General features: G+C 52.3%; 9 protein-coding genes and 1 rRNA gene. 7 read left to right on the forward strand and 3 right to left on the reverse strand.

Annotated features, from left to right (window positions below; all coding sequences use genetic code 11):
- Positions 1 to 11: 11 nt before the first annotated feature.
- The 3 genes from yidD to rpmH all read right to left on the reverse strand — a co-directional run bounded on the left by yidD (position 12) and on the right by rpmH (position 769).
- Positions 12 to 221: a membrane protein insertion efficiency factor YidD gene (yidD, locus tag GFC01_RS19050; protein WP_341473983.1), complete on the reverse strand. Its 210-nt coding sequence runs from the start codon at positions 219 to 221 to the stop codon at positions 12 to 14.
- The gene (gene rnpA, locus GFC01_RS13385; RefSeq protein WP_243137580.1) at positions 209 to 547 is read right to left on the reverse strand and encodes a ribonuclease P protein component; all 339 of its coding nucleotides are present in this window, start codon (positions 545 to 547) and stop codon (positions 209 to 211) included. The genes yidD and rnpA overlap by 13 nt, the downstream gene beginning before the upstream one ends.
- An 87-nt stretch (positions 548 to 634) precedes the next feature.
- On the reverse strand, positions 635 to 769 hold the full coding sequence (gene rpmH / locus GFC01_RS13390) for a 50S ribosomal protein L34 (RefSeq protein WP_341473984.1): 135 nt from the start codon (positions 767 to 769) through the stop codon (positions 635 to 637).
- 272 nt (positions 770 to 1,041) lie between these two features.
- On the opposite strand from rpmH, the gene dnaA reads away from it, so the two are divergent.
- The 7 genes from dnaA to GFC01_RS13425 form a co-directional block, all read left to right on the forward strand.
- The gene (gene dnaA / locus GFC01_RS13395; protein WP_152947675.1) at positions 1,042 to 2,376 is read left to right on the forward strand and encodes a chromosomal replication initiator protein DnaA; all 1,335 of its coding nucleotides are present in this window, start codon (positions 1,042 to 1,044) and stop codon (positions 2,374 to 2,376) included.
- 163 nt (positions 2,377 to 2,539) lie between these two features.
- The gene (gene dnaN / locus GFC01_RS13400) at positions 2,540 to 3,679 is read left to right on the forward strand and encodes a DNA polymerase III subunit beta (protein ID WP_152947676.1); all 1,140 of its coding nucleotides are present in this window, start codon (positions 2,540 to 2,542) and stop codon (positions 3,677 to 3,679) included.
- Between the two features lie 32 nt (positions 3,680 to 3,711).
- Entirely contained in the window at positions 3,712 to 4,818 is a 1,107-nt protein-coding gene (recF, locus tag GFC01_RS13405; protein ID WP_152947677.1) for a DNA replication/repair protein RecF, read from the forward strand.
- 105 nt (positions 4,819 to 4,923) lie between these two features.
- Complete coding sequence (remB, locus tag GFC01_RS13410; protein WP_152947678.1) at positions 4,924 to 5,178, forward strand: extracellular matrix regulator RemB; 255 nt, start codon at positions 4,924 to 4,926, stop codon at positions 5,176 to 5,178.
- An 84-nt stretch (positions 5,179 to 5,262) separates the two neighbouring features.
- Entirely contained in the window at positions 5,263 to 7,188 is a 1,926-nt protein-coding gene (gyrB, locus tag GFC01_RS13415) for a DNA topoisomerase (ATP-hydrolyzing) subunit B (protein WP_194174950.1), read from the forward strand.
- 88 nt (positions 7,189 to 7,276) lie between these two features.
- Positions 7,277 to 9,703, forward strand: a complete 2,427-nt coding sequence (gyrA, locus tag GFC01_RS13420) for a DNA gyrase subunit A (protein ID WP_152947680.1) — start codon at positions 7,277 to 7,279, stop codon at positions 9,701 to 9,703.
- A 300-nt stretch (positions 9,704 to 10,003) separates the two neighbouring features.
- A 16S ribosomal RNA gene (locus GFC01_RS13425) occupies positions 10,004 to 10,107 on the forward strand; the annotation flags it as partial.

Below are 10,107 nucleotides of genomic sequence, written 5' to 3' on the forward strand. Positions count from 1 at the left end.
TCATCTCCTCCTTAAACTAGCGGATCATAGCCACCCGGATTAAAGGGGTGACAGCGAAGCAACCGCCAAACTGCCATGAGGGAACCACGAACAACCCCGTACCTGCCTACAGCCTGAACGGCATATTCCGAGCAGGTGGGATAAAAACGGCAGGAAGGACCCTTTAAAGGCGATATACATTTTTGATAAAAGCGCAAAAGCAAGATAATTACCTTGCGCACTGGCTTTTCCCCCCCGCCCTTGCGGTCAGCTTTTGCAATCTTACGGAAAGATCTGTAAAATCCCTGCCCACGGCCTCTTTTCTGGCCACAATCACCACATCGTGCCCCTGGGGAAACCAGTCCTGGTGCAGCCGGCAAATCTCCCGCAATATCCTCCGCACCCGGTTGCGCACCACGGCTTTGCCCACTTTTTTACTGACCGAAAAACCGAAACGTCTTACCTGTCCTTTATTACGGCAAAGATAGAGAACCAGCACCCGGTTGGCTACACTGAAACCCCTTTTATACACCCTCTGAAAATCCCTGTTCCGCTTGATGACCTGCAAGCCCGTTCCCATCCCCGGCCAAAATCCTTTCTCTAAACTCTTAATCAAAAATTAAACGATGAGAAGACCCCCCGGGAAAAAGCGTCCTCAGGCGGTCAATCTTTTTCTCCCTTTCATTCTTCTCCTTTTAATCACGTTGCGCCCTGCCTTTGTGGACATACGTTTAAGAAATCCATGAACCCTTTTACGCTTGCGGGCCTTGGGCTGGTAGGTTCTTTTCACCTGCATCCACCTCCTCTGCCGGGTCAGGGCTGGAAAATACTAGACAGGTCACAAAGTATTATATAGAAAATAGCCCTTTACGTCAAGAAAAAACCCCTTCCAGGTACCATTTAAACAAGGTTCCTTCCCATCATCCACAGGATACCATTTTGTCTGTTGATAACCACCGGCAAATCTGATATGATAAAAAACACCTTGTCCGGGATCAGTCCACAGGACGGGTAAATTTATGTGGGCAAATCTGTTGATAAGGTGCAGGGGGTTTTAACCAAATGGCCAAATCTAGTCTTACGGAAATCTGGGAACTGGTGCTCAACTCCCTCGGCCCCAAGCTGGATCAGGAAACTTTTGAACTGTGGCAGCAGTCGGTACATCCCCTTGGTTTCCACCGGGATACCTTTTTTATCCAGGTACCGAACAATTTTTTCCGGGACTGGCTGGTCACCCGTTATGCTCCCATTATTAAAAGCACAATACAAAGTATTGCTTACCACGATATGGAAGTACAATTCCTGCCGGCCGACGAAGTGGATGAGTCTCTCCTGAGCCGCATCCGCAAGACCATACCCAAACAACCAGCGGACATCTGCCACTTAAATCCCCGGTATACCTTTGACAAATTCGTGGTGGGGGACAGCAACCGTTTTGCCCACGCGGCCTGCCGCGCCGTGGCCGAAGCGCCGGCCGAAACATACAACCCGCTGTTTATTTACGGCGGCGTGGGCCTGGGCAAGACCCACCTCATGCACGCCATCAGCCATCACATTTTACATAGTGGCAACCACATGCGGGTTTCCTATGTTACCTCAGAAAAATTTACCAATGATCTGATTGCCGCCATTTCGCAGCGGGAATCTTCCCAGTTCCGGGAAAGATACCGCAGCATGGATATACTGCTGGTGGACGATATCCAATTTCTTGCTGGTAAGGAAAAAACCCAGGAAGAGTTTTTCCACACCTTCAATACCTTATACGAATCCAACCGGCAGATCATCATTTCCAGTGATCGCCCACCCAAGGAAATCACCACACTGGAAGATCGCCTGCGCTCCCGCTTTGAATGGGGACTGATCACCGACATTCAGCCGCCGGATCTGGAAACACGCATCGCTATTCTACGCAATAAAGCACAATTTGACAACATTACCGTCCACGACGACACTTTAGAGTACATTGCACAGCACATCAAATCCAACATCCGGGAACTGGAAGGGGCCTTAATCCGGGTAGTGGCCTATGCCTCCCTGTACAAACTGCCGGTCACCACCGAACTGGCCGCCAGCGTTCTCAAAGATTTACTGCCCAAACGGACACCCATCCAGATTACCCCGGACCTGATTCAGGAAAAAGTAGCTTCCTATTTCGGAATCAAATGTGAAGAATTTAAATCAAGAAAACGCACCCGCAATATAGCCTTTCCCCGTCAGGTGGCCATGTACCTCTGCCGGGAACTGACCGATCTCTCCCTGCCCGACATCGGCAAGGAGTTTGGCGGCCGGGACCATACCACCGTATTACATGCTTTCGAAAAAATAAGCGAACAATTGTCACAGGATTCCCTCCTGGAAGAAACCATTACCAAAATTAAGCAAAATATACTCGGATAATTTAAAACCAACCTTTTGCAACTTTTATACAGCGGTTATCCACAGATTGTCCCGGCCTTCCAGCCGGGCGACATCTAACCACAGGACACTTTTCCACAAAAGCACAACCCCTAATGGGACTTCTACTTTAAATCTTTTTAAAAATAATTCTGGGGGATCGAACATGAAAATCACCACCAGCAGAAACACCCTGGCCTTTGCCATACAAACAGCCAACCGGGCCATCTCGCCCCGCCTTCCCCTCCCCATACTTTCGGGACTATTGTTTGAAGCGACCGGCAACCACTTGACCGTCACGGCCACGGATATGGATCTGACCATACAATGCCGGGTGGAAGTGTCGGTGGAAGAAGAGGGAGCCGCGGTACTGCCATCCCGCTATATAGCGGACCTGGTGCGTCACCTGCCCGATCTGCCCATTGAAATTCAAACGCCACCGGGAAGCCATAGCGCCGCCATTCGTTACGGCACGTCACAGCTGAACATACACGGGTTTAACCCGGAGCAGTATCCCAGGCCATCATCCCCGGCGGAAGGCTTTTCACTGCCCATGAACCGGAACCAGTTAAGGGAAATGATCCGGCAGGTATCCTTCGCCGTATCCAGCGATGAAACCCGCCCCATTTTTACCGGTATTCTTATGCAATTGAAAGACGGCTTTTTCCGCCTGGTGGCGACCGACACCCACCGTCTGGCCGTCAGGCAGGCGAACATAAAAACAGCGGGAAAACCCATGAACATTGTGGTTCCCGGAAAAACCCTGAATGAACTGGCCCGCTTGATCACCGGCGAAGACCGGCAGGTGGAGATTATAGCCGGCGAAAACCACGTTTTCTTTCAAATGGAAGACATCTTCCTTTCCTCCAGGATTATCGCCGGCCAGTTCCCCCCCTACGAACAGGCCATCCCCCAGGAAACATCCACCAGCGTCCGGGTGGAAACCAGATCCCTCCTGGAAGCCACGGAAAGGGCGGCTTTGCTTGTTTCCAACAACATCCCCGTGGTACACTTTTCCCTGGGGCAAAACACCTGCGTGGTTTCGGTGCATACGGAAGCGGGGTGGATTCGCGAGGTCATTGACGTATCCGTGGACGGTCAGCCCCTGGATATCTGTTTTAACGCCCGCTATTTAATCGAAATCCTGCGGGCAATCCCCGAAGAGGAAGCCCTCCTGGAATTTACCGGCCCTTTAAGTGCAACCATAATCAGGCCGGTACAAAACATGGATTACCTGGTCCTTCTTTTACCCGCCCGTCCTTTTAAAAGCGACGGGGGCACCGATGAAGCCATGACCGATTATTAGCCGGCGGCAAAAACCGGTGGTGAAGTTTAATTTTGTATATTAAAAGGATTATGCTGGAAAACTTTCGCAATTACCATTTTCTTTCCTGGCAACCCCATGATAAAATAAACATAATCGTGGGTGGCAACGCCCTGGGCAAAACCAACCTCCTGGAGGCCATTTTTTTTGGCCTGACCGGCAGTTCCTTCCGTACCAGCCGGGAAAAGGAAACCGTTCTGTGGAATGCTTCCCACAGCCGGGTGGAAATCCAGTTAATATGGCATGATCAACAGGTTACCATCAGAAACACACTTACCTCCGGGGGAAAAATAGAACGGGAATTGAATACCCGAAAGCTGAAAAAACGGGAGCAACCCGTTCTGCCGGTGATTTTTACCCCGGACCATTTGACCCTGGTTAAGGGTAGCCCCCGGGAAAGACGCCGCTGGCTGGATGGAGAACTCTGTCTTCTTTATCCGGGCTACGATCAATATTTGAAGCGCTACCTGCAGGTTGTCAGCCAGCGTAACGGACTTTTGCAACGCATCCGGGAAAGATTGGCGCACATTGAAGAATTGTTTCCCTGGGACGAACAGCTGGCCGTTTATGGTGCCAGGGTGACAGCCGTCCGACTGGCCATGCTGTCCCGTCTGGCCCCTTTATTCCGGGAAATTCACAGCGATATTTCCCAATCCAGGGAAAAACCCGGAATCAGTTACTTTTCCACCCTACCTCTAACCGGAACGGAAGGGGAGAAAGAAATCCTGGGCCTGTTTAACAGCAGGCTTTCCAGCCGGCACAAAGAAGAGGTGGCCCACGGCCAGACTCTAACCGGGCCCCACCGGGATGACCTCTTCTTTTCTATAAATGGATACGATGCCAGGCAATACGCCTCCCAGGCCCAGCAGCGTACCATCGTTCTATCATTGAAACTGGCCCAACTGGAACTATCCTACCGGGAAAAGGGGGAATATCCGGTATTACTGCTGGACGACGTATTATCCGAGCTCGACCGAACCAGGCGGGAGCAGTTGCTGGGGAGGGTACGCGGTTTGATCCAGGTTTTCATAACCAGCAGCACCCTTCCGGATATTCATGAAAAGAATATTTCTTCCATGATTTTTACCATAGCGGAAGGACAAATAAAGAGTTTACCATAACGGACCAGATAAGAATCGAATTAAACACCTTCAACCGGAATTTGCTTTGGCAGATTTATTCTTAAAATCTAACGACCAGCGACCATTACTTAGGAGGCGTGAGTCATGTTTCTTCACCTCGGCACGGATAAGTCCATTCTTAAAAAAGACGTGGTAGCCATTTTGAATGTACGTACCCATTCAGCAGCCGCAACGGGCGAATTCTTAGAAATAGCCCGGGACGAAAAGAAACTGCACCTGTTGACCGAACCCGGGAAGATAAAGTCCTATGTACTGACGGTCAAAGGGGTATACGGTTCACCCATTTCCTGTGCCACGTTAAAGAAGAGGGTGGAAACGGAAATTATAGAACCGGAATAACCTGAAGGACCAGGGGACGTTTACACGGGACAGGTTGCCATCCGGTTATGATTATAGTAAAATGCTTATTCAGGACAAAAAGAAATGGAGGTTCCGGCCTTGCTGGAACAGGATATGAACAACCGTTATGGAGCAGAGGAAATCCAGGTGCTGGAGGGCCTGGAAGCCGTACGGCGACGCCCGGGTATGTACATCGGCAGCACGGGTCCCCGGGGGTTACATCACCTGGTTTACGAGGTGGTCGACAACAGCATCGACGAAGCCATGGCCGGCTACTGCGACCACATCGAAGTGGTGATCCACGAGGACAACAGCGTTACGGTAACCGATAACGGTCGCGGCATTCCCGTGGACATCCATCCCAAAACCGGCCTGCCGGCCGTGGAAACCGTACTGACCATGCTGCACGCCGGGGGTAAATTCGGCGGCACGGTTTACAAGGTATCCGGTGGACTGCACGGTGTGGGTGTATCGGTGGTGAACGCCCTTTCCCAGTGGCTGGAAGTGGAGGTGCACCGGGAAGGGTATATTTATCACCAGCGTTACGAGCGGGGATCGGCGGTAACCCCCCTGACCAAAATAGGCAAAACAAAGAGCACCGGAACCAGGGTTTCCTTTAAGCCGGATCCGGAAATATTTGAGGAACTGGTCTTCAGTCACGAGACACTGAACCAGCGGTTACGGGAACTTTCATTTTTAAACCGCGGTGTAAAAATAATTTTTCGGGATGATCGCACCGGCCAGGAGGTAACCTTTGAACACGAGGGCGGTATCAGGGACTTTGTCCGGCATCTGAACAGGAACAAGGAAGTTCTGCACCCTAAACCCATTTACATCTTCGGGGAAAAGGACAATATACAGGTGGAGGCAGCCCTCCAGTACACCGACGGCTATGTGGAAAACCTTTTCTCCTATGTGAACAACATCCACACCGTGGATGGGGGTACCCACGAAGCGGGATTTAAAACCGCTTTGACCAGGGCGATTAACGACTATGGAAAAAAATACAACCTGCTCAAGAACGGTACGACCACCCTCTCCGGAGAAGACATTCGGGAAGGATTGACGGCCGTCTTAAATGTCAAGGTTCCGGAGCCCCAGTTCGAAGGGCAGACCAAAACCAAACTGGGCAACAGCGATGTGCGGGGAATCACCGATTCCATTATTTCTGAGGGGCTGGCCACCTTTTTGGAGGAGAACCCCCCGGTGGCCAGGAAAATAATGGATAAAGCCATTACAGCCGCCCGGGCCAGGGAAGCAGCCCGCAAGGCCAGGGAACTGACCCGGCGCAAAAGCGCTCTGGAAACCACTGCCCTGCCGGGCAAGCTGGCCGATTGTTCCGACCGGGATCCCAGTAAAACGGAGCTTTACCTGGTGGAGGGCGACTCGGCCGGCGGTTCGGCCAAGCAGGGACGGGACCGGCGTTTTCAGGCTATCCTGCCATTGCGGGGCAAAATTCTCAACGTGGAGAAAGCCCGCATGGACAAGATCCTGGGCAACGATGAAATACGGGCGCTGATCACCGCCCTGGGTACGGGTATCGGAGAGGACTTTGATATATCAAAGGCGCGCTATCACCGGATCTTTCTAATGAGTGACGCCGATGTGGACGGGGCGCATATTCGAACCCTTTTATTGACATTCTTTTACCGTTACATGCGTCCGCTCATCGAGGCCGGCTATGTCTATATTGCCCAACCCCCCCTTTACCGGGTCCGCAAGGGCAAGGTGGACCGGTATGCCTACAGTGATGCGGAACTGGAGGCTGTGCTAAGCGAAATTGGCCGGGAAGGGGTCAACATACAGAGGTACAAAGGTCTGGGGGAAATGAACCCCGAACAGCTGTGGGATACCACCATGAATCCGGAAAAAAGGACTGTTTTAAAAGTGGATCTGGAGGACGCCATTGAAGCCGACGCCATCTTTTCCATGCTCATGGGCGACCGGGTGGAACCGCGGCGGGAATTTATTCAGGAAAACGCCAGAATGGTGCGGAACCTGGATGTATAACGAAAGGTACTCGCGGCGATCGTCCCAAAAGACTGATATTAATTACAAAAAAAAGACTAAAAAGTCATAACTGTCGAGGTGACCTTTTTTGCCGCCTACCCTGGGTAAGGTTATATCAATCAACATCAACGAGGAAATGAAACACTCTTACCTGGATTACGCCATGAGCGTAATCGTGGGCCGGGCGCTGCCCGATGTGCGGGACGGTTTGAAGCCTGTACACCGGCGCATTCTCTATGCCATGCACCAACTGGGGTTGACGGCGGACCGCCCGCACCGCAAGAGCGCCAATATCGTCGGTGCGGTGCTGTCGGATTTCCACCCCCACGGGGACATGGCCGTATACGACGCCCTGGTGCGCATGGCCCAGGACTTTGCCAGCCGTTACCCGCTGGTGGATGGCCATGGCAACTTCGGCTCGGTGGACGGCGACCCTCCGGCGGCCATGCGTTACACGGAAGCCCGTATGTCCCGCATTGCCAGTGAAATGCTGGCCGACATTGAAAAGGAAACGGTAGATTTTATTCCCAATTACGACGGCCGTACCAGCGAACCCACCGTTTTGCCGGCACGCATTCCCAACCTGCTGATCAACGGATCGGCGGGAATCGCCGTGGGCATGGCCACCAACATACCGCCCCACAATCTGGGCGAAGTAATCGATGGGGTGATCATGCTTATTGACAATCCTGCAGTGACCATCCAGGAGATCATGCGGGCAATCAAAGGTCCCGATTTTCCCACCGGCGGCAAGATAATGGGCAGCAGCGGCATCCGGGAAGCCTATGAAACAGGAAGGGGCACCATCAGGGTGCGCGCCCAGGCTTCCATTGAAAAAATTGGCGGGGGCAAGAGTGCCATTATCGTACATGAACTGCCGTTCCTGGTAAATAAGGCCAAATTGATCGAAAAAATAGCGGAACTGGTCCGGGAAAAGAAAATCGACGGCATTACCGATCTGCGGGATGAGTCGGACCGCCGGGGTATGCGCGTGGTGATTGAGCTGCGCCGGGACGCCAAGCCCCAGGTCATCCTCAATCAGCTCTACAAACATACCCAGATGCAGGATACCTTTGGTGTGATCATGCTGGCCCTGGTCGGAGGTCAGCCACGGGTGCTAAACTTGAAGCAGGTGTTGGAGCATTACCTGGACCACCAGAAGGAAGTGGTGACCAGGCGCACCCGCTTTGATCTGGCCCGGGCCGAAGCGCGGGCGCATATTGTAGAAGGATTGCGCATTGCCCTGGACCACATTGATGAAGTGATCAACCTCATCCGTGCCTCCCGGACGGTGGAGATAGCCAGGCAGGGCCTGATGGAAAAATTCGGCCTTTCGGAAAAGCAGGCCGAAGCCATTCTGGAAATGCGCCTGCAGCGGTTAACCGGTTTGGAAAGGGATAAGCTGGAGGCGGAATACAGGGAGTTACGGGAAAAGATTGCTTATCTGAAAAGCGTCCTGGCCGATGAAAAAAAGATATTACACATAATCAAAGAAGAGATCACCCAGATTAAGCAAAAGTTTGCCGATGCCCGGCGCACGGTAATTGACGAAGAGGCAAAAAACCCGGAAGCGGAAGATTTTATCCCGGAGGAAGAAGTGGTCATCACCATCACCAATCAGGGTTACATTAAGCGCATGCCCCTGGATCTTTACCGTAGCCAGAAAAGGGGTGGGCGCGGGGTTACCGCCATGGGCACAAAGGAAGAGGACTTTGTGCGGCATTTGTTTATTACCGGTACCCACCATTACTTTTTGTTCTTTTCCAACCGGGGAAAGGTGTATCGTTTAAAGGTGCATGAGATTCCCGAAGCGGGCCGGCAGGCCAAGGGAACGGCCATTGTCAACCTGCTTTACATTGATCAGGAAGAAAGGATTACCGCGGTCATACCGGTGCGGGATTTCGCAAAGGGTTATTACCTGTTTATGGCCACCCGGAACGGGGTGGTGAAGAAAACTGAACTGGAGCATTTTGACACATCCCGCCGGGACGGCATTATTGCCATAAACCTGGATGAGGGAGATGAACTGGTGGAAGTGAAGTTGACTGACGGCGGGGAGGAAATTATCCTGGGCACCGCTCAGGGGCTGGCTATCCGTTTTCCGGAAAAAGAGGTGGCCCCTCACGGACGCGCATCCAGGGGTGTGAAAGGAATCAACCTCCAACCGGGTGATGCGGTGGTGGCCATGGATACGGTTCGCCCCAATGGTGATGTACTGGTGGTTATGGCCAACGGCTATGGCAAGCGTACTTCATTGACGGAGTACCGGCGGCAGTCCCGGGGCGGCCGGGGAATTATCAGCGCCCGTGTTACCGGGCGAACGGGAGAGGTTATCGCCCTGCAGGTGGTTCTGCCCGGTGAGGAGTTTATGGCCATCAGTGCAGAAGGAATTATCATCCGTCTCAAAGCCGGTGAAGTTTCCACCATGGGACGCGCCACCCAGGGTGTTACCCTTATGCGCCTGGCACCGGGAGACAAGCTGGTATCTGTGGCCCGGGTCAATGCCGATGAATAATTTAACTGAAACTTAATCAACATATTGACATGAAATCTACCCTATGGTATATTTATCATTGCCGCCTGACGGCACCGGTAAAAGGTGCCTGAATGGAAAAACAGGGCAAAGAAAATCTAAAAATTGGTTGTTGATTTTTAGTGGGCAAGTGTGATACAATAATACTTGTGCTGCGGTAAGCGGCAGTGGTCCTTGAAAACTGAACAGCGGGTTAAGGATGGGAAAGACCTCGTCAGAAAGCCTTGAGGAAGGCGAGAAGGCGAAGTAATTCCAGGGAGCCAGCGCAAGCTTTTCAAGGTATTAATGGAGAGTTTGATCCTGGCTCAGGACGAACGCTGGCGGCGTGCCTAACACATGCAAGTCGAGCGATTGAGAGGTGAGAGGTGAGAGGTTAGAAGTGAGAT

Origin of the sequence: Desulfofundulus thermobenzoicus, from assembly GCF_009428905.1 — a bacterium.
Lineage (GTDB): Bacteria > Bacillota > Desulfotomaculia > Desulfotomaculales > Desulfovirgulaceae > Desulfofundulus_A > Desulfofundulus_A thermobenzoicus.

Excerpts from the sequence above, each read along its gene's own strand:
- dnaN (WP_152947676.1), top strand. The coding sequence starts at position 2,540 with ATGAAAATCACCACCAGCAGAAACACCCTGGCCTTTGCCATACAAACA.
- gyrB (WP_194174950.1), top strand. The coding sequence starts at position 5,263 with ATGGAGGTTCCGGCCTTGCTGGAACAGGATATGAACAACCGTTATGGA.
- dnaA (WP_152947675.1), top strand. The coding sequence starts at position 1,042 with ATGGCCAAATCTAGTCTTACGGAAATCTGGGAACTGGTGCTCAACTCC.
- remB (WP_152947678.1), top strand. The coding sequence starts at position 4,924 with ATGTTTCTTCACCTCGGCACGGATAAGTCCATTCTTAAAAAAGACGTG.